Source organism: Vulcaniibacterium thermophilum, assembly GCF_007923255.1.
In the GTDB taxonomy this organism is placed as follows: domain Bacteria; phylum Pseudomonadota; class Gammaproteobacteria; order Xanthomonadales; family Xanthomonadaceae; genus Lysobacter_F; species Lysobacter_F thermophilum.
The window spans coordinates 1-18,641 of record NZ_VOHJ01000002.1 but is presented as its reverse complement, the minus strand read 5'-3'; the positions used below and the strand labels follow the sequence as shown (position 1 = coordinate 18,641).

The 18,641-nt window shown below is 71.7% G+C and carries 18 protein-coding genes; 12 read left to right on the top strand and 6 right to left on the bottom strand.

Features of this window, described 5'->3' with window-relative positions; genetic code table 11:
- Nucleotides 1-5: 5 nt before the first annotated feature.
- The gene (locus FQY64_RS01150; protein ID WP_146471875.1) at nt 6-1,898 is read left to right on the top strand and encodes an HAL/PAL/TAL family ammonia-lyase; all 1,893 of its coding nucleotides are present in this window, start codon (nt 6-8) and stop codon (nt 1,896-1,898) included.
- A gap of 9 nt (nt 1,899-1,907) precedes the next feature.
- On the opposite strand, the gene FQY64_RS01145 is transcribed toward FQY64_RS01150, so the two are convergent.
- On the bottom strand, nt 1,908-3,725 hold the full coding sequence (locus FQY64_RS01145) for a sensor domain-containing diguanylate cyclase (RefSeq protein WP_186760819.1): 1,818 nt from the start codon (nt 3,723-3,725) through the stop codon (nt 1,908-1,910).
- A gap of 216 nt (nt 3,726-3,941) precedes the next feature.
- Between FQY64_RS01145 and FQY64_RS01140 the strand changes: the two genes are divergently transcribed.
- The 10 genes from FQY64_RS01140 to FQY64_RS01095 all read left to right on the top strand — a co-directional run bounded on the left by FQY64_RS01140 (nt 3,942) and on the right by FQY64_RS01095 (nt 13,179).
- Entirely contained in the window at nt 3,942-4,247 is a 306-nt protein-coding gene (locus FQY64_RS01140) for a YerC/YecD family TrpR-related protein (protein WP_146471873.1), read from the top strand.
- 27 nt (nt 4,248-4,274) lie between these two features.
- Complete coding sequence (gene hisG, locus FQY64_RS01135) at nt 4,275-5,189, top strand: ATP phosphoribosyltransferase (RefSeq protein ID WP_146471872.1); 915 nt, start codon at nt 4,275-4,277, stop codon at nt 5,187-5,189.
- Nucleotides 5,186-6,487 (top strand): histidinol dehydrogenase, encoded by a 1,302-nt coding sequence (gene hisD / locus FQY64_RS01130; protein WP_146471871.1) that lies wholly within the window; start codon nt 5,186-5,188, stop codon nt 6,485-6,487. Before hisG ends, hisD begins: the two co-directional genes overlap by 4 nt.
- Nucleotides 6,484-7,575, top strand: a complete 1,092-nt coding sequence (hisC, locus tag FQY64_RS01125) for a histidinol-phosphate transaminase (RefSeq protein WP_146471870.1) — start codon at nt 6,484-6,486, stop codon at nt 7,573-7,575. The genes hisD and hisC overlap by 4 nt, the downstream gene beginning before the upstream one ends.
- On the top strand, nt 7,572-8,648 hold the full coding sequence (hisB, locus tag FQY64_RS01120) for a bifunctional histidinol-phosphatase/imidazoleglycerol-phosphate dehydratase HisB (RefSeq protein ID WP_146471869.1): 1,077 nt from the start codon (nt 7,572-7,574) through the stop codon (nt 8,646-8,648). Before hisC ends, hisB begins: the two co-directional genes overlap by 4 nt.
- Nucleotides 8,645-9,244, top strand: a complete 600-nt coding sequence (gene hisH, locus FQY64_RS01115) for an imidazole glycerol phosphate synthase subunit HisH (RefSeq protein WP_146471868.1) — start codon at nt 8,645-8,647, stop codon at nt 9,242-9,244. The genes hisB and hisH overlap by 4 nt, the downstream gene beginning before the upstream one ends.
- On the top strand, nt 9,241-9,978 hold the full coding sequence (gene hisA, locus FQY64_RS01110) for a 1-(5-phosphoribosyl)-5-[(5-phosphoribosylamino)methylideneamino]imidazole-4-carboxamide isomerase (protein WP_146471867.1): 738 nt from the start codon (nt 9,241-9,243) through the stop codon (nt 9,976-9,978). The genes hisH and hisA overlap by 4 nt, the downstream gene beginning before the upstream one ends.
- The gene (hisF, locus tag FQY64_RS01105; RefSeq protein ID WP_146471866.1) at nt 9,975-10,763 is read left to right on the top strand and encodes an imidazole glycerol phosphate synthase subunit HisF; all 789 of its coding nucleotides are present in this window, start codon (nt 9,975-9,977) and stop codon (nt 10,761-10,763) included. Before hisA ends, hisF begins: the two co-directional genes overlap by 4 nt.
- Nucleotides 10,745-11,371 (top strand): bifunctional phosphoribosyl-AMP cyclohydrolase/phosphoribosyl-ATP diphosphatase HisIE, encoded by a 627-nt coding sequence (gene hisIE, locus FQY64_RS01100; protein ID WP_386112561.1) that lies wholly within the window; start codon nt 10,745-10,747, stop codon nt 11,369-11,371. Before hisF ends, hisIE begins: the two co-directional genes overlap by 19 nt.
- Before the next feature lie 266 nt (nt 11,372-11,637).
- Nucleotides 11,638-13,179 carry a calcineurin-like phosphoesterase C-terminal domain-containing protein gene (locus FQY64_RS01095; protein WP_146471864.1) on the top strand — a complete coding sequence of 514 codons (1,542 nt, stop codon included), beginning with the start codon at nt 11,638-11,640 and terminating at the stop codon, nt 13,177-13,179.
- Between the two features lie 265 nt (nt 13,180-13,444).
- On the opposite strand, the gene mtnC is transcribed toward FQY64_RS01095, so the two are convergent.
- From mtnC to FQY64_RS01075, 4 genes are all read right to left on the bottom strand, one after another.
- The gene (gene mtnC / locus FQY64_RS01090; protein WP_146471863.1) at nt 13,445-14,155 is read right to left on the bottom strand and encodes an acireductone synthase; all 711 of its coding nucleotides are present in this window, start codon (nt 14,153-14,155) and stop codon (nt 13,445-13,447) included.
- Nucleotides 14,156-14,237: 82 nt separating this feature from the next.
- A complete protein-coding gene (locus FQY64_RS01085; protein WP_146471862.1) occupies nt 14,238-14,795 on the bottom strand; it encodes a 1,2-dihydroxy-3-keto-5-methylthiopentene dioxygenase in 558 nt (185 codons plus the stop codon).
- Nucleotides 14,792-15,427, bottom strand: a complete 636-nt coding sequence (locus tag FQY64_RS01080; protein WP_146471861.1) for a methylthioribulose 1-phosphate dehydratase — start codon at nt 15,425-15,427, stop codon at nt 14,792-14,794. The genes FQY64_RS01085 and FQY64_RS01080 overlap by 4 nt, the downstream gene beginning before the upstream one ends.
- Before the next feature lie 99 nt (nt 15,428-15,526).
- Nucleotides 15,527-17,065, bottom strand: a complete 1,539-nt coding sequence (locus tag FQY64_RS01075; RefSeq protein ID WP_146471860.1) for an amino acid permease — start codon at nt 17,063-17,065, stop codon at nt 15,527-15,529.
- 156 nt (nt 17,066-17,221) lie between these two features.
- On the opposite strand from FQY64_RS01075, the gene FQY64_RS01070 reads away from it, so the two are divergent.
- Entirely contained in the window at nt 17,222-17,776 is a 555-nt protein-coding gene (locus FQY64_RS01070; RefSeq protein ID WP_146471859.1) for an NUDIX hydrolase, read from the top strand.
- 15 nt (nt 17,777-17,791) lie between these two features.
- On the opposite strand, the gene yeiP is transcribed toward FQY64_RS01070, so the two are convergent.
- Nucleotides 17,792-18,358, bottom strand: a complete 567-nt coding sequence (gene yeiP, locus FQY64_RS01065; RefSeq protein ID WP_146471858.1) for an elongation factor P-like protein YeiP — start codon at nt 18,356-18,358, stop codon at nt 17,792-17,794.
- Nucleotides 18,359-18,641: the final 283 nt, after the last annotated feature.

Genomic DNA, 18,641 nt, shown 5'->3' with positions numbered 1-18,641 from the left:
ACCCCATGACCCCGCCCATCCGCCTCGACGGCCGCTCTCTCACCCGCGCCCAGCTCGTCGCCGTCGCCCGCGGCACGCCCGTCGAACTCGACGAGCGTCAGTTGCCCGCGGTGGCGCGCGCCGCCGCGTTCCTGGCCGAGCAGGTCCGCCGCGAGGAGCCGATCTACGGCGTCTCCACCGGCTTCGGCAGCAACGCCGACCGCCTGCTCGGCGCGCACCGCCTGCGCGACGCGCTGCCGGGCGCGCCGGCCGCGAACGAGACGCTGCACGAGGAGCTGCAGCGCAACCTGATCGAGACGCACGCGGTCTGCGTCGGCGAGCCGTTCGCGCCGGAGATCGTGCGCGCGATGCTGTGCATCCGCATCAACACGCTGATGCGCGGCCACTCCGGCGTGCGGGTGGAAACACTGCAGGCGCTGGCGGCGATGCTCAACGCCGGCATCGTGCCGGTGGTGCCGCAGCTCGGCTCGGTCGGCGCCAGCGGCGACCTCGCGCCGCTGTCGCACCTGGCGATCGTGCTGCTCGGCGGCGGCGAAGCGTTCTTCCGCGGCGAGCGTCTGCCGGGCGCGGAAGCGCTGCGCCGCGCGGGCCTCGCGCCGATCCGGCTGTCGTACAAGGAAGGGCTTGCGCTCAACAACGGCACCGCGCAGATGCTGGCCTGCGGTGTGCTCGCGCTGGATGCGCTGGAGAAGCTGCTCGACGTCGCCGACCTTGCCGCGGCGATGACGCTCGATGCCTTCGCCGGTCGCATGGGCGCGTTCGCCGAGGAAGTGCACGCGCTGCGCCCGCATCCGGGGCAGGTGCAGGTGGCGGCGAACCTGCGCGCGCTGCTGCGCGGCTCGACGCTGGTGGAGATCCCCTACCATCTCGTGCCGCGCTTCCGCCCGTGGTCGCCGGGGAGCTGGGACACGCCGGAATCGCAGGCGCTGCGCTTCGACATCGGCTGGGACTGGGTGCCGTTCCAGCAGCGCCACGGCCGCGAGAAGTTCTACCGCCGCTTCCGCCCGTTCCGCGGCGGCAAGAAGCACCAGCCGCAGGACAGCTACTCGCTGCGCTGCATTCCGCAGGTGCACGGCGCGGTGCGCGACGCGGTGGCGCAGGCCGCGCGCGTGCTCGACATCGAGCTCAACGCGCTGACCGACAACCCGATCGTGTTCCCGGACGCCCAGGCCGAGTACGTCGAGCAGCAGGTGGTCTCCGCCGGCCATTTCCACGGCATGCCGCTGGCGCTGGCGATGAGCTACGTGAAGGCGGCGATTCCGGTGCTGGCCAGCATCTCCGAGCGCCGGCTCAACAAGCTGGTCGATCCGGCGACCAACGACGGCCTGCCGGCGTTCCTGATCGGCAACGAGGATTCGACCGAGTCGGGGCTGATGATCGTGCAGTACACCGCGGCGGCGATCGTCAACGACCTCGCCAGCCGCGCGCATCCGACCAGCGTGTATTCGATCCCGACCAGCGCCAACGCCGAGGACCACGTCTCGATGGGCGCCAACGAGGCGCGTCACGTGCTGGCGATGGCCGACGACCTCGGCAAGGTGCTGGCGCTGGAGCTGATGGTGGCCGCGCAGGCGCTCGACCTGCGCCGCGACATGATCAACGCCGCGCGCGATCTCGCCCGCCGTGCCGACGCGCGCACGCTGGCGGCCAAGGTGCAGGGCGGGCCGCTGCCGGAGCACGCCGGGCATGCCGGCTTCCTCGACGAGGTCGAAGGCCTGCGCGCCGAACTCGCGCAGGCGCCGGAGTTCCGTCCGGGACACGCGGTCGCGGCGGCGCACGCGATCATCCGCCAGGAAATCGGCTTCCTCGGCCGCGACCGCGCGCTCGACCACGACGTCGCCCGTGCCGTGGAACTCGTGCGCAGCGGCCGCATCCTGCAGGCGCTGGCCGCCCGCTGACGCCCGCGCTCAGGCCGGCGCCGTCTGCGGGCGGCGCCACAGCCGCACGCAGTCGCGGCCTTCGTTCTTCGCCTGGTACAGCGCTTCGTCGGCGGCGTGCAGCGCGGCGTCGATCGCCTCGGCCTGCGGATCGACCTGGTGCACGCCGATGCTCGCGGTCACCTCGATCAGCATTTCGCCGTGCGGACACGGACCCTCGCGCAGGCGGTGGCATAGCAGCTCGGCGATCGCCGCCGCCTGATCCAGCGTGCGCTGCGGCAGCGCCACCACGAACTCCTCGCCGCCGAAACGGGCGGGCACCGCGTTGTACGGCCGCAGCGTCTGGCCGAGGATGCGCGCCGCCCAGCGCAGGCAGTGATCGCCGACCAGGTGGCCGTGGCGGTCGTTGATGGTCTTGAAGTGGTCCAGGTCGACCATCATCAGCGACAGCGGCTTGTTCTCTCCGCGCGCCTCGGCGAGCAACTGCTCGAACACGTCGCGGAAATGGCTGCGGTTGAACAGCCCGGTGAGCGCGTCGCGCCGGCTGGTGTCGCGCAGACGGCTGTGGGCGTCCTCGAGCTGTTGCAGCGCGCTGCGCAGTTCCGCCGTGCGCAGATAGACCTGCTGCTCCAGTTGATGCTTGGCGTCGCGGACGATGCGCTCGTTCTCGTTGCGCAGCGCCGCGTAGCGGTAGCCCAGCGCCACCGACAGCAGCAGCATCTCCAGCGCCGAACCGATCTGCACCCCGTACTCGGTGACGAAGTTCTTCGGCAGCAGGCCGAAGGCGATCGCCGCGAACATGGCGGTGCCGAGCAGGAACATCGCCCAGGCCAGCAGGAACAGCCGTGCCGGCCGGTAGCCGCCGCGCAGGGTGGCAAGGCTCGCGGTGAAGATCAGGCCGATGGTGATGAACACCGATGCCGAGGCCAGCGGCGTCACCTGGTGATACGGCAGACGGGTGGCGGCCAGCCCGAGCAGGGCGAAGTAGGCCATCAGCGCCAGCGCCGCGCGGTCGCCGGTACGCCAGCGCTGGCCCAGCCCGAGGAAGGTGCGGGTGAACTGCAGCATGGTGATCTGCGAGACGCAGATCGACAGCGGCACCGCGTGGTCGGGGAACCAGGCCGAATCGGGCCACAGGTACTCGAACGCCAGACCGTTGAGCGTGAACAGCACCAGCCCGAACGCGCCGATGTGCAGCAGGTACCAGAAGTAGCTGGCGTCGCGCAGGGTCAGCCACAGCACCAGGTTGTAGAAGAACAGCGCCAGCAGGATGCCGTAGTACAGGCCCATGCCCAGTTGCGCGTCGCGCGCCAACTCGGTGAACGCGGTGGGGGTGTACAGCACCAGCGGCACCTGCATCGAGCTCTGGCTGCGCACGCGCACGAACACGTCCACCGGCGTCGCCGGCGGCAGGTCCAGCCAGAAGTTCGGATGGCGGTAGCGGATGCTTCGCGCGGAGAAGGGGCGGTGATCGCCGCCCGCCAGGTGCGCGATGCGGCCGTCGGGCTGGCGCGTGTAGACGTCGACGAGATCGCTGAGGGCGTACTCCTGCACCAGCAGCCAGCGCGGCTCCTGCGCGTTGCGGTTGAGCAGGCGGACATGGAACCAGTACGCGCCTTCCGGCTGGAAGCCCAGCGCCGAACTGCCGCCGGGCAGCGGGCGGAAGCGGCCTTCGGCGAGCGCGTCGACCGCCGCGGCAAGCCCGTCGCGGCCATCGACGTCGTGGTAGTAGCGGGTGTGCGGCGCCAGCTCCGCCATCCGGGTGTGCGGGTCGAGCGTCAGAAGCGGCTGCGCGTGGGCGGCGAATGCGAGGAACACGCCCAGCACAGCGCAGGCCATGGCGAACATGACCGGCCATCCGCGCGCGCGTACGCCCCTGCGTCCCACCGGTCCCGCCTCTCCCATCACCGGGTCGGCCCAGTGTAGCCGGCCGCGCGGGCATGGGGGCGCGAATGCCCAGGGCAGCCGGCGCACGCCGGGCGGTCCGGGAGCTGAACCGACGGCGGGTTGATTCCGCCCGTCGTCTGCTCTAACGTATTAACGCGTTATTACATTGGAGCGACCGTGAAGCAACGCCCGCACGAAGTCGATGTCGACGATGCCCTCGACGAGCTGATCGATGCCATGCGCAGCCTGCGCGACGCCGGCGAGCTGCGCGCCTTCCTCGAAGACCTGTGCACGCCCGCCGAGCTGGAGGCGATGAGCGATCGCTGGAAGGTCGTGCCGTTGCTCGCCGAGGGCGTGCCGTACCGCGAGATCCACGAGCGCACCCTGGTCAGCGTCACCACCATCGGGCGCGTCGCGCGCACGCTCGAACGCGGCGCCGGCGGCTACGTCGCCGCGCTGCGCCGGCGCGGCCGCACGCGCTGAGTTTTTCCCGATCCCTCTGGAACAAGAATGACCGCCAGCCTTTCCCCGCCACGCGACCGTCTGCGGATCGCGATCCAGAAATCCGGCCGACTGGCGGAACCGGCGCGTGCGCTGCTGGCCTCGTGCGGGCTGTCGTGGCGCGAGAGCCGCGACCGCCTGTTCTGCTACGGCGAGACGCTTGCCGTCGATCTGCTGCTGGTGCGCGACGACGACATCCCCGGCCTGATCGCCGAGGGCGTGTGCGATCTCGGCATCGTCGGCCGCAACGTGTTGCTGGAGCAGGCGCACGATCGCGAGCGCGGCGGCCGCCCGCCCGCGTTCCGCGAGTGGCGCGCGCTCGGCTTCGGCGGCTGCCGGCTGGCGCTGGCGGTACCGGAGGACTGGGCGTGGGAGGGCCCCGCGCAACTACGCGGCAAGCGCATCGCCACCAGCTATCCGGCATTGCTCGCCGCCTGGCTGCGCGAGCGCGCGGTGGAGGCGGAAGTGGTGGTGCTGTCCGGCTCGGTCGAGATCGCCCCGCGGCTCGGCCAGGCCGACGCGGTGTGCGATCTGGTGTCCACCGGCTCCACCCTCGCGGCCAATCAGCTCAAGCCGGTCGCCACCTTGCTGGAGAGCGAGGCGGTGCTCGCCGGGCCGGTGCAGCCGCTCGAGGACGCGCGCGGCGAGCTGGCCGATCTGCTCCTGCGGCGGCTGGAAGGCGCGCTGCGCATCCGCCGCAGCAAGCTGCTGATCTGCCAGGCCTCGCGCGAGGTGTTGCCGCGTCTGCTGCCGCTGCTGCCGGATGCCGAACCGCCGACCGTGCTGCGGGTGGACGGCGGCAGCGACGACATCGCATTGCAGGCGCTTTGCCACGGCGCGGTGACCTGGCAGCGGCTGGAGGAGCTCAAGCGCGCCGGTGCGCGCGGACTGATGGTGCTGCCGGTCGAGGGGATGCTGTCGTGAGGCGCTGCGACTGGAACGCACTGGACGAGCAGGCGCGGGCGGCATTGCTGCGCCGCCCCGCACAGCGGGCGGGCGAGGAGGTATCGCGCGCGGTGGCGGCGATCGTCGAGCGCGTGCGCGCCGAAGGCGACGATGCCGTGCGCGCCCTCGGCCTGCGCTTCGACGGCATCGCGCCCGCGGCGCTGGAGGTCCCGGAAGCCGAGTTCGAGGCCGCGGAAGCCGCTCTGCCCGCATCCCTGCGCGCCGCCATCGACGAGGCGCGCGAGCGGATCGCCGCCTTCCATCGCGCCGGCATGAGCGCGCCGTACGCGCTGGACACCGCCGAGGGCGTGCGTTGCGAGCGCATCCTCCGGCCGATCGCGCGCGTCGGCCTGTACGTGCCGGCGGGATCGGCGCCGTTGCCATCGACCGCGCTGATGCTGGGCGTGCCGGCGCAGCTTGCGGGATGCCCGCAGGTGGTGCTGTGCACGCCGCCGCGGCGCGACGGCAGTGCCGATCCGGCGGTGCTGTACGCGGCGCGCCGCTGCGGCATCGCGCGCGTGTTCAGGATCGGCGGAGCGCAGGCGATCGCGGCGATGGCGTTCGGGACCGCGAGCGTGCCGAAGTGCGACAAGCTGTTCGGTCCCGGCAACGCCTACGTCACCGAGGCCAAGCGCCAGGTGGCGCTGCTGGAAGACGGCGCCGCGATCGACATGCCGGCCGGTCCGTCCGAAGTGCTGGTGATCGCCGATGCCGGCGCCAGTCCCGCGTTCGTCGCCGCCGATCTGCTCTCGCAGGCCGAGCACGGGCCGGACTCGCAGGCGTTGCTGGTGAGCGACAGCCGTGCGCTGATCGAAGCGGTCGCGGAGCGGATCGAAGAGCAGCTCGCGCGGCTGCCGCGGGCGGAGATCGCCCGGCAGGCGCTGCGCTCGTCGCGTCTGATCGAGGTGGACTCGATCGGCCAGGCGCTGGAGGTGAGCAACCGCTACGCCCCCGAGCACCTGATCCTGGCGCTGCGCGATGCGCGCGCGTGGCTGCCGCGGGTGCAGGCCGCAGGTTCGGTGTTCCTCGGCGACTGGGCGGCGGAGGCGCTCGGCGACTACTGCAGCGGCACCAACCACGTGCTGCCGACCGCCGGCGCCGCGCGCGCCGTCGGCGGCCTCAACGTCGCCAGTTTCCAGATCGCCATCACGGTGCAGGAGGTGCAGCCGAACGGGCTGCGTGAGATCGGTCCGTGCGCGGTCGAGCTCGCTTCGGCGGAGGGCCTGCACGCGCACCGCGAGGCGGTCGCGCTGCGGCTGCGCGAGGTGGGCGCATGAGCGCATCCCCGCTCGACCTGCTGCGGCCCGACCTGCGCGACTTCGCCGGCTACGCCTCCGCGCGCAGCGAGCGCCGGACGGGCGAGGTCTGGCTCAACGCCAACGAATCGCCGTGGCCGAATCCGGCCGATGCCGACGGCGTGCTGCGTCGCTATCCCGATCCGCAGCCGCCGGCGCTGCGCGCGCGCCTGGCCGCGCTGTACGGCTGCGCGCCCGAGCAGCTTCTGGTCGGACGCGGCAGCGACGAGGCGATCGACCTGCTGGTCCGCGCCTTGTGCCGCCCGGGCGGCGACGCGGTGGTGGTGACGCCGCCGACGTTCGGCATGTACGCGGTGTGTGCGCGCCTGCACGGCACGCCGGTGATCGAAGTGCCCCTGCGCGAGGCGGACGACGGCTTCCACTGCGATTTTGCGGCGGTGCGCGAAGCGGTGCTGCGCTCCGGCGCGCGGATCGTGTTCCTATGCTCGCCCGGCAACCCGACCGGCACCGCGCTGCCGCGCGGCGAGGTGCTGGCGCTGGCGCGCGCGCTCGACGGACGCGCGCTGGTCGTGGTCGACGAGGCCTACGTGGAGTACGCGCAGTCGCCGTCGCTGGTCTGCCGCCTGGGCGAATGCCGGAACCTTGCGATCCTGCGCACGCTGTCGAAGGCGTATGCGCTGGCCGGCGCGCGCATCGGCTGCGCGGTCGCCGATGCGGAACTCGTCGCCGCGCTGCGCCGATGCCAGGCGCCGTACCCGTTGCCCGCGCCGTGCGCGGCGACCGCGGAGCGGGCGCTCGCGCCGGCGAATTGCGCGTTCGTCGCCGAGCGCGCCGCCGCCGTCCGCGACGAACGCGACCGCCTGGCGGCCGCGCTGCGCGCGCTGCCGGCGGTGCGCCGGGTGTATCCCTCGCAGGCGAACTTCCTGCTCGTGCGCCTGCGCGACGCGCAGGCCGCGCTCGACGCGCTGCAGGGCGCGGGCGTGGTGGTGCGCGACATGCGCCACCTGCCCGGACTGCACGACGCGCTGCGCATCACCGTCGGCACCCACGATCAGAACCGCCGGCTGCTCGATGCGCTGGCGCCGCTCGCGGAGGCGCGTCCGGCATGAGCACGCCGATCCTGTTCCTGGACCGCGACGGCACCCTGATCGAGGAGCCGGCGGATTTCCAGATCGACGCCTACGAGAAGCTGCGCTTCGTGCCGGAGGTGATTCCGGCGCTGCTGCGCCTGCGCGATGCGGGGTACGCATTCGTCATCGTCACCAACCAGGACGGGCTGGGTACTCCGGCGTTTCCGCGCGAGCGCTTCGAGGGCCCGCACGCGCTGATGATGCAGGTGTTCGAAAGCCAGGGGATCCGCTTCCGCGACGTGCTGATCGACTCCAGCCTGCCCGCCGACGGCGCGATCACCCGCAAGCCCGGCATCGGCCTGGTGCTCGACTATCTGAAGGACCGCGACATCGATTGGTCGCGCTCGGCGATGGTGGGCGACCGCGAGACCGACATGCGGTTCGCGGCCAACCTCGGCATCCGCGGGTTCCAGTTGCGCACGCCGCAGTTCGGCGGCGAGTGGGACTGGCCGGGCATCGCCCACGCGCTCGCCGCACAGCCGCGCGCGGTGACGGTGGAGCGGCGCACGCGCGAGACGCGCATCGTCGTCTGGATCGATCTCGACCGCGAGGACGATCCGGTCGCGCGCACCGGGCTCGGCTTCTTCGACCACATGCTGGAACAGCTCGGCAAGCACGGCGGATTCGCGCTGCGGCTCGAGTGCGAGGGCGACCTGCACATCGACGAGCACCACACGGTGGAGGACTGCGCGCTCGCGCTCGGCCAGGCGTTGCGCGAGGCGCTCGGCGACAAGCGCGGCATCGGCCGCTACGGTTTCACCCTGCCGATGGACGAGAGCCTGGCGAGCGCGGCGCTCGATTTCTCGGGCCGGCCGTACTTCGTGTTCGAAGGCGGGTTCGCGCGCGAAAAGGTGGGCGACCTGCCGACCGAGCTGGTCCCCCACTTCTTCCGTTCGCTGTGCGAGACCGCCGGCCTCAACCTGCACCTGAGCGTGCGCGGCGAGAACGACCATCACCGCGTCGAAGCCTGCTTCAAGGCGGTCGCGCGTGCGTTGCGGCAGGCGATCCGGCGCGAAGGCCGCGAACTGCCGAGCACGAAGGGGGTCCTGTGACACGGGTGGCCGTGATCGACTCCGGCGTGGCCAACGTCGGTTCGGTGGTGTACGCGCTGGAACGACTGGGCGTGACGCCGGAGGTGACGGCGGATGCCGGGGCGATCCGCGCGGCCGACCGCGTGATCCTGCCCGGCGTCGGCGCCGCGGCGCCGGCGATGGCGCGCCTGCGCCAGGTGGGGCTCGATGCGGTGCTGCGCACGCTGACGCAGCCGCTGCTCGGCATCTGCCTCGGCATGCAGTTGCTGTTCGAGCGCTCCGACGAGGGCGATGTCGAATGCCTGGGCCTGCTGCCCGGCCGGGTGCAGCGGCTGGTCCCGGGCGCCGACGCGCGCATTCCGCACATGGGCTGGAACGCGCTGCACGACGTGCGCGACGTCCCCCTGCTCGACGGCATCGCCGACGGCGCGCAGGCGTACTTCGTGCACGGCTATGCGGTTCCGCCCGGCGAATGCGCGCTCGCCGCGTGCACCCACGGCGTCGCGTTCGCCGCGGTGGTCGGACAGGGGCGGCGCTTCGGCGCGCAGTTCCATCCCGAGCGCTCGGCCGCGGTCGGCGCGCGCCTGCTGCGCAACTTCATCGAGAACGCATCGTGACCTTCGAGCTCTATCCGGCCCTCGACATCCGCGGCGGCCGCGTCGTGCGCCTGCGGCAGGGCGACTACGCGCAGGAGACGCGGTATGCCGACGAACCGCTGGCGGCCGCGCGCGCGCACGCCGAAGCTGGCGCCAGGTGGCTGCATCTGGTGGATCTGGACGCCGCGCGCGTCGGCGGCTACACGCTGGCGCCGCTGCTGCACGAGATCCGCGCGCAGACCGGATTGCGCGTGCAGACCGGCGGCGGCGTGCGCAGCGAGGCCGATGTCGAGGCGATCCTGGACGCGGGCGCGGCGCGGGTGGTGGTCGGTTCGCTCGCGGTGCGCGAGCCGGCGCGGGTCGCGCGCTGGCTGGGGCGGTTCGGTGCCGAGCGCCTGACCGTCGCGCTCGATGCGCGCGAGGTCGACGGCGAATGGCGGCTGCCGGTCGCCGGATGGACCGCCGACAGCGGCGCGCGGCTCGACGAGCTGCTGGCGCGCTATGCCGACGCCGGCCTGCGTCATCTGCTGTGCACCGACATCGCCTGCGACGGCATGCTCGCCGGCCCCAACCTCGGCCTCTACCGCCGCGTCCTGGCGCGCGTGCCGGCCGTTGCCGTGCAAGGCTCCGGCGGCGTGCGCGACGCCGCCGACGTGCGCGCGCTGCGCGATGCCGGCTGCGCTGGCGCGGTGCTGGGACGCGCGCTGCTGGAAGGGCGCCTGCGGCTCGACGACGCGCTGCGGGAAGCCGCATGAGCCTCGCGCGCCGCATCGTTCCGTGCCTGGACGTGCGCGATGGCCGCGTGGTCAAGGGCGTGCGCTTCCGCGACCACGTCGACATGGGCGACATCGTCGGACTGGCGCTGCGCTACCGCGACGAAGGCGCCGACGAACTGGTGTTCTACGACATCACCGCAAGTCCGGAAGGGCGGCGCCTGGACCGCGCCTGGGTCGAACGCGTGGCGCGCGTGCTCGACATCCCGTTCTGCGTGGCGGGCGGCATCCGCTCGGTCGAGGACGCGCGCGCGATCCTGTTCGCCGGCGCGGACAAGGTCTCGGTCAACACGCCGGCGCTCGAGCGGCCGGCGCTGATCGCCGAACTCGCCGACGCGTTCGGCGTGCAGTGCGTGGTGGTCGGCATCGACAGCCTGCGCGACGCCGACGGCGAATGGCGCGTGCGTCAGTACACCGGCGATCCGTCGCGGATGCGCGCGTTGCCGCGCCGCACGCTCGACTGGGTGGTGGAAGCGCAGCGCCTCGGCGCCGGCGAGATCGTGCTCAACTGCATGGGCCACGACGGCGTGCGCACGGGTTACGACCTCGATCAGTTGCGCGCGGTGCGCGCGGCGTGCGCGGTGCCGCTGATCGCCTCCGGCGGCGCGGGCACCGCGGAGCACTTCGTCGACGTGTTCCGCGAAGCGGACGTCGATGGCGCGCTCGCCGCCAGCGTGTTCCACTTGGGCGCGGTGCGCATTCCGGCGCTCAAGCGCGCGCTGGCCGCGGCCGGCATCGCGGTCCGCCCTTGGGAGGCGGCGTCGTGACGTCCAATTCCGCCGCGTTCGACAGGCTCGATTGGGACAAGCAGGGCGGCCTGCTGCCCGCGATCGTGCAGGACGCCGACAGCCTGCGCGTGCTGATGCTGGGCTGGATGGACCGCGCCGCGTTCGCCGCCACGCGCGACACCGGCAAGGTCACGTTCTTCAGCCGCAGCCGGCAGCGGCTGTGGACCAAGGGCGAGACCTCCGGCCACGTGCTCGAACTGGTGGCGCTCGAATCCGATTGCGACGGCGACACGCTGCTGGTGCTCGCGCGCCCGCGCGGGCCGACCTGCCACCTGCAGCGGCCGAGCTGCTTCCCGTCCGCGCCCGCCGACTTCATCGCCGAACTGGACCGCCTGATCGCCACCCGCGAGTGCGAGCGGCCGGGCGGCAGCTACACCACCGCGCTGTTCGAGGCCGGCACGGCACGGATCGCACAGAAGGTCGGCGAGGAGGGCGTCGAAACCGCCATCGCCGCCGTCACCGAAGACGACGCCGCGTTCGCCGGCGAAGCGGCCGACCTGCTGTTCCACCTGCTGGTCCTGCTGCGCGCGCGCGGTCTCTCGCTCGCGGACGTGGCGCGGGAGCTGGAAGCGCGTCATCGGCGCTGACCTTCCGACGCCGCCGTTAAGGGGATCAGCCCGTAGGTTGGGCTGAGCCGAAGGCGAAGCCCAACGTCGGCTCCGCAACGTGATGTTGGGCTTCGCTGCGCTCAGCCCAACCTACGGCACTCTGTGCGAAGCCCCTCTCCCGCTTGCGAGCCGCAGGCCCGCGCGCCGACGAACGCCCGCCGCGCTGCGGCGGGCCGGACGAGGGGTTGGGGTGAGGGTGCGACGGGCGACGGCAGACCCTCGTCCGCCGGCGCTACCATGCCCCCATGCGCCTGATCCTCTGCCTCGCCGCCGCCCTGCTGGCCGCGGCTTCGACTTCCCACGCCCGCGACCGCGCCGTGACCGGCGTGGTCTACCTCGAGACCGACGGCCGCCCGGGGCGCGGCGCGGGCGATCCCGCGCTGCCCGGCGTGCAGGTCTCGGACGGTCGCCGCATCGTCCGCAGCGGCGCCGACGGCCGCTACCGGTTGGAAGCCGTGCCCGACGGCCGCATCGTGTTCGCGATCAAGCCGGACGGTTACCGCTTCGCCGCGCGCGCCGACGGCCTGCCGGATTTCTGGTTCACCGCCGGCACAGGCCGCGACTTCGCGCTGCTGCGCGATCGCCCCGCACGTCACGACGCCGAAGTGCTGGTGTTCGCCGACACCCAGGTGAAGAACGCGGCCGACATCGGGTACTACCGCCGCGACATCGTCGAACCGCTCGCCGGCCGCCATCGCGCGCGTTTCGGCATCACCCTCGGCGATGTGGTGAACGACGATCCGACGCTGTATCCGGCCTTGAACGCAGCGACCGCGCAACTCGGCGTGCCGTGGTTCCACGTGCCCGGCAACCACGATCTCGACGCCGGTGCCGCGGGCGACGAGGATTCGCTCGCCACCTGGCGCCGGGTGTTCGGGCCCGACACGTTCGCGGTCGAGGAGGGCGGCGCCCGCTTCGTCCTGCTCGACGATGTCATCCACCTCGGCGACATGCGCTACGTCGGCGGCCTGCGCGAGGACCAGTTCGCGTTCCTCGAGGCCTACCTCGCCGGCGTGCCGAAAGAGGCCCGGCTGGTGATCGGCCTGCACATCCCGCTGTTCGACGCCGGCGGTCGCGAGACGTTCCGTCGCGCCGACCGCGAGCGCCTGTTCGCCCTGCTGCGGCCGTTCGCCGATGTGCTGGTGCTGAGCGGCCACTCGCACACGCAGCGGCACCATTTCCACGACGCCGACGACGGCTGGCACGGCGCGAAGCCGCTGCACGAGTACAACGTCGGTGCCGTGTGCGGCGCGTTCTGGTCGGGTGTGAAGGACGCCGAGGGAATGCCGGATGCGACGATGAGCGACGGCACGCCGAACGGCCACGCCACGCTGCGCCTGCCGCGCGAGGGCGGCTACGCGTTGGCCTGGCACCCCGCGCGCCTGCCGCCGGGCGATCCCGCGTTCACCGCCGCTATGGCGCTGCACGCGCCGAAGGTGCTGCGGCGCGGCGCCTATCCGGCGTACGGCGTGTACGCGAACGTGTTCATGGGCATGGACGACACCCGCGTGGAGTACCGCATCGACGACGGCGCGTGGCAGCCGATGCGCCGCGTCGAGCGGCCCGATCCGCGCGTGCTCGCCGAGAACGTCCGCGACGACGAGGCCGACGCGCTGCGCGGATACGACCGCTCGCCGGAGGCCGCGCCGTCCGCCCATCTCTGGCGCGGCGCGCTGCCGACCGACCTGGCGCCCGGCGAGCATCGCATCGAGGTGCGCGCGTTCGACCGCTGGCATGGCGAGCAGCGCGCGAGCGCGGTGTACCGCCTGCAGGAAGCGGCGCCGTAAGCGCAGGCGCAGGTGCAGGAGCTCCGACTCGATCAACTGTTCGGGCTTGGGGCGAGAGCACGGAGTGCGGCGGTCCATGCTCCTGCTCGTGCTCGCGGCACCGCGGCTTAGCGACCTGCCGCACTCCGCTCTCACCTTGGAAATCTAGCGGGATCGAAAGACACAAGCGGCTCCAGCCGCGACCCGCGATCCCGCCATCGATGTCGCGGCAAAGCCGCTTCTGCGGCGGGCGAAGGACGCCGGGGCTTCGCACCTCCGGCGCGACTCAGTCGCGCGCCAGCGCCACATCGGCGAACGACTCCACCCGCGGATGCCCGTGCGTCGCCTCGCCGAGGCGCGGTTGCGGGTAATCCTCGCGACGGTCGACCAGGGTGGTATGCAGGCCCGCGTCGCGCGCGGCGTCGAGCTCCTCGATCACGTCGGACAGGAACAGGATCCGTTCCGACGGCAGGCCGATCGCCTCGGCGATGTGCGCGTAGCTCGAGGCCTCGCGCTTGCCGCCGATCTCGGTGTCGAACCAGCCGGAGAACAGCGGCGTCAGATCGCCGGCGTCGCTGTGGCCGAAGAACAGACGCTGCGCCGGCACGCTGCCGGAGGAATACACGTACAGCGGGAGGCCGGCGTCGCGCCAGCGGCGCAGCGCGGCGGCGGCATCCGGATAGATGTGCGCGGTGAAGTCGGCGTGGCGGTAGCCTTCGGCCCAGATCATGCCCTGCAGCGCCTTCAGCGCGGTGTGCTTGCGGTCCTGGTCGATCCAGCCCTGCAGCACCTCGACGACGGTCGCATCGCTGCACGCGCCGCCGACTTCGGTCGCCACCGCATCGAGCCAGCGCCGTACCGCCGGCTCCTGGCCGCGCGCCTTCACGAACGCCGGCAGCGCACGCCGCGCGTAGGGAAACAGCACGTCCTTGACGAACGAGATGCTGCTGGTGGTGCCTTCGATGTCGGTGACGATGGCGCGGATGGGCATGGACAGGAACGTCGCCTGGGGGAGCGGCTTCAGCCGCGACGGATCGGTTTCGATGGACCCGGAGCGCGGCCGATGCCGCTCCGGCGATTCAGCCGGCCTGGCCGGGCTCGTAGCGCGGAAACTTCTGCGCGATGTCGGTGCCGGTGAAGTGGCCGACCCAGCCGTCCGGTTCGGTGAAGAAGCGGATCGCGACGAAGTTCGGTTCCGGACCCATGTCGAACCAGTGCGTGGTGCCGTCCGGCACGGCGATCAGATCGCCCTGCTCGCACTTGATCTCGTACACCTTGTCGCCGACGTGCAGGGTGAACAGGCCCGAGCCGGCGACGAAGAACCGCACCTCGTCCTCCTTGTGGAAGTGCTCGTCGAGGAACTTCTTCCGCATCTCCTCGCGGTTCGGATTGTCGGGCGCGATGCTGACCACGTCGACGGTGCGGAAGCCGCGCTCGGCCACCAGCCGATCGATGTCGGCGCGATACGCGGCCATGATCTTCTCCGGCGGATCGCCGGGCACCACGGGTTGGGCCGCCTGCCAGCGCTCGAACGTCACGCCGATGCGCGCCAGCTCGCGCGCGATCGCCTCGCCGTCCTCGGTGGCCAGCAGCGGGGCTGCGGGGTCGCTGTCGTTGAAGATGCGCAGTCGGCTCATCGCGCCAGTCTCCTGAGTTCAAGTTCGCAGGCGAGCAGGAAGTCGAACGCCTCCAGATGACGACGCGCCTCGGCCATGTCGCGGCCCCAGGCGTACAGGCCGTGGCCGTCGATCAGATAGCCCCACATCGGCTGGCGGTCGAGCAGTGCATCGACCTGCGCGGCGAGCGTGCGCATGTCCTGGCTGTTCGGCAGCACCGGCAGGTCGATCGCGGTTTCGTGCGTGGTCTGGCCGGCGAACGCCTTCAGCAGTTCGTAGCCTTCCAGCCGCACGTGGCCGACGCCGGCGTACAGGCGCGAAGCGACGGTCTGGTTGAGCGAGTGCGTGTGCAGCACGCAGCCGATCTGCGGAAAGCGGCGGTAGAGCTGGGTGTGCAGCAGCGTCTCCGCGGACGGGCGATGCTCGGTGGCCACCGGCCGGCCGTCGAGGTCGACCACCATGATGTCGCCCTCGGTCAGGCGGCCCTTGTCGCGCCCGGACACGGTGATCGCCGCGTGCGCATCGTCCAGCCGCATCGAGAAGTTGCTGCTCGTGGCCGGCGTCCAGCCGCGCGCCGCGAGTTCGCGCACGCTCACGATGATCTCGCCGGCGCAGTGCGCGAGGCGCTGCGGGTCGAAGGGGAGGGAAGTCATGGCCGCAGTCTATCGGATCGCGGCAGGCCGATCATGCACGCCGCCGAAACGCAGACGGCGCGCCGAAGCGCGCCGTCCGGGGACCACCGGGCCTCGGTCTCAGGCCTGCGGGCCTTCGTGGAAGCGCGGCTCCGGTTCGATCTTCGGCGCCGGCGGCGTCGGCTGGTTGCCGGGCGCCATGTGGCTGCGGCGGTAGCCGTACACCGCGTAGAGCAGCAGGCCGATCACCGTCCAGCCGAGGAACATGCTCAGCGTGTACATCGACAGGTTCAGGAACAGCAGCAGGCAGCCGAGCACGGCGAGCGGGCAGACGATCCAGACCAGCGGCGTGCGGAACGGGCGCGGCCGGTTCGGCTGCTGCACGCGCAGCACCATCACCGCGAAGGCCACCGCGACGAACGCGAACAGCGTGCCCGAGTTGGAGATGTCCGCCAGGATGCCGACCGGGAACAGCGCGGCGAAGGCGGCGACGAACAGGCCGGTGATGATGGTGATGACGTGCGGGGTGTGGAAGCGCGGATGCACCTTCGACAGGAACTCCGGCAGCAGACCGTCGCGCGACATGGTGAAGAAGATGCGGGTCTGCCCGAAGATCATCATCAGGATCACCGACGGCAGCGCGAGCGCCGCAGCCAGGCCGATGATGTTGCCCCACCACTCCCAGCCGATCACGCGCAGCACGTGCGCGAGCGGCTCGCGGCTGCAGACCAGGGCTTCGCTGCCCTTGCACGCGGCCGCCAGCTCCGGGGTGCCCGGATGCAGCGCCATGCCGTCCGGGCCCAGCATCGGCTGCGAGCCCATCGCGCCGACCGCGGCGTAGCTGACCAGCAGGTAGAACAGCGTGCACACGCCGAGCGAGCCGATCAGGCCGATCGGGATGTTGCGGTTCGGGTTCTTGGTTTCCTCGGCGGCGGTGGAGACCGCGTCGAAGCCGACGTAGGCGAAGAAGATCGACGCCGCCGCGCCGAGCACGCCGACGCCGCCGAGCGGGCTGCCCCAGCCGGTCGGGAAGAACGGCTTGAAGTTCTCGTCCTGCACGGCCGGGATGGCCAGCGCGATGAAGGCGGTCAGCGCCGCGACCTTGATCGCCACCAGGATCGCGTTGACCTTGGCCGACTTCGAGGTGCCGATCACCAGCAGCGCGGTGATCACCAGCGCGATGAGGAACGCGAGCAGATTGAACCTGCCGCCGTCCATCGGACCGGCCTTGAGCGCGCCGGGGAGCTCGAGGCCCGCACTGGCGAGCAGACCGTTCATGTAGCCCGACCAGCCCACCGATACCGCGCCCGCGGCGATCGCGTACTCCAGCACCAGCGCCCAGCCCACCACCCAGGCGAGGCCTTCGCCGAGCACGCCGTACGTATAGGTATAGGCGGAGCCGGACACCGGCAGCATCGACGCCAGTTCCGCATAGGCCAGCGCGGCCAGCGCGCACACCACCGCGGCGATGACGAACGACACCATCATCGCCGGACCGGCCTTCTGGCCCGCCTCCGCGGTCAGCACGAAGATGCCGGTGCCGATGATGGCGCCGATGCCGAGCAGCGTAAGCTGCAACGCGCCGAGCTGGCGCTTGAGCGACTTCTTCTCGGCGGTTTCCAGGATCTTTTCGAGCGGCTTGACGCGCCAGAACAGCATTGAGTCTCTCCCCAGGGGAAACGCGGGCGGGCGACGGCCGGGCGGCCGCCAGTGCAACCGCGCGACCTTACCCCGCTGGGCGACGGACGCACAAGCGCCGCGCGATGGGTGGCGGAGGCGATAATGCGCCCCCTTCCTCGCTGGTGCGCCGCACAAATGACCACGCTCGCACACGTCCAACCGCTCGCCGAGGCGCTGCGCGAATACGGACTGCGCTGGCCGGAGGAAAGCCCGCTCGCCTGCGAGTTCGCCGCACTGCTGCGCGATGCGCAGGATCCGTTCGTGCGTGAGCGGCTCGGCGGCCACTTCACCGCCTCGGCGTGGCTGGTGGATGCGGAAGGCGAGCGCCTGCTGATGACGCATCACCGCAAGCTCGACCGCTGGCTGCAGTTGGGCGGCCATGCCGACGGCGACCGCGATCTGGCGCGGGTGGCGCTGCGCGAGGCCGAGGAGGAATCGGGTCTGCAGGGCCTGGTGGTGGAACCGGTGATCTTCGATCTGGACCGCCACTGGATTCCCGAGCACAAGGGCGTGCCCGGGCATTGGCATTACGACGTGCGCTACGTGGTGCGCGCGCTCGGCGGCGATGCGTTCGCCGTCAGCGACGAGTCGCACGCGCTCGCCTGGCGGCCGATCGCCTCGTTGCCGGACGATCCGGCGATCGACGCCTCGATCCGCCGCATGGCGCTGAAGTGGCGGGCGCGCCGCTGAGGACGCGCCGCGCGCTCAGTCGGCGCGTCCGGCGTACTCGCCGGTGGTGGTGTTCACCAGCACGCGCTCGCCGGTGCGGATGTACTCCGGCACCATGATCTCGATACCGGTCGCCAGCCGCGCCGGCTTCGGACGCTTGGTGGCGGTGCCGCCCTTCAGCTCGGGCGGCGTGTCCACGACCTCGATCGCCACGCTCGCGGGAAGCTGCACCGCCACCGGCGCATCGTCGATCAGCGCCACATAGCAGCCGCCCAGGCCGTCGACGATGTAGCCCGCCGCATCGCCCACCGCGTCCGGATCGAGCGCGTACGGCGTGTAGTCCTCGTCGTCGAGGAACACGAACGCGTCGCCGTCCTTGTACGAGAACGTCGCCTGCCGGCGGGTGAGATCGACCTCGCGCAGCTCGTCATCGGCATCGAAGCTGGCATCGAGCTTGTTGCCGCCCGGCACGCTGTACATGGTGAAGCGGAAGCGCACGTTGCCGCCGCGCCCCTGCGGCGCGCTGCGTTCGATGTCGCGGATCTGGTAGACGGCGCCGTTGTGCTCGACGACGTTGCCTTTCTTGATTTCGGAGGCGCGCATGGGGGTGGGAATCGGGAATGGGGGGCGGGAATCGGGAATCGGGAATCGGGAATCGGGAATCGGGAGTCGGGAGTCGGGAGTCGGGAATCGGGAATCGGGAATCGGGAATCGGGAATCGGGAGTCGGGAGTCGGGAGTCGGGAGTCGGGAATCGGGAATCGGGAATCGGGAATCGGGAATCGGGAATCGGGAATCGGGAATCGGGAGTCGGGAGTCGGGAGTCGGGAGTCGGGAGTCGGGAGTCGGGAGTCGGGAGTCGGGAGTCGGGAGTCGGGAGTCGGGAG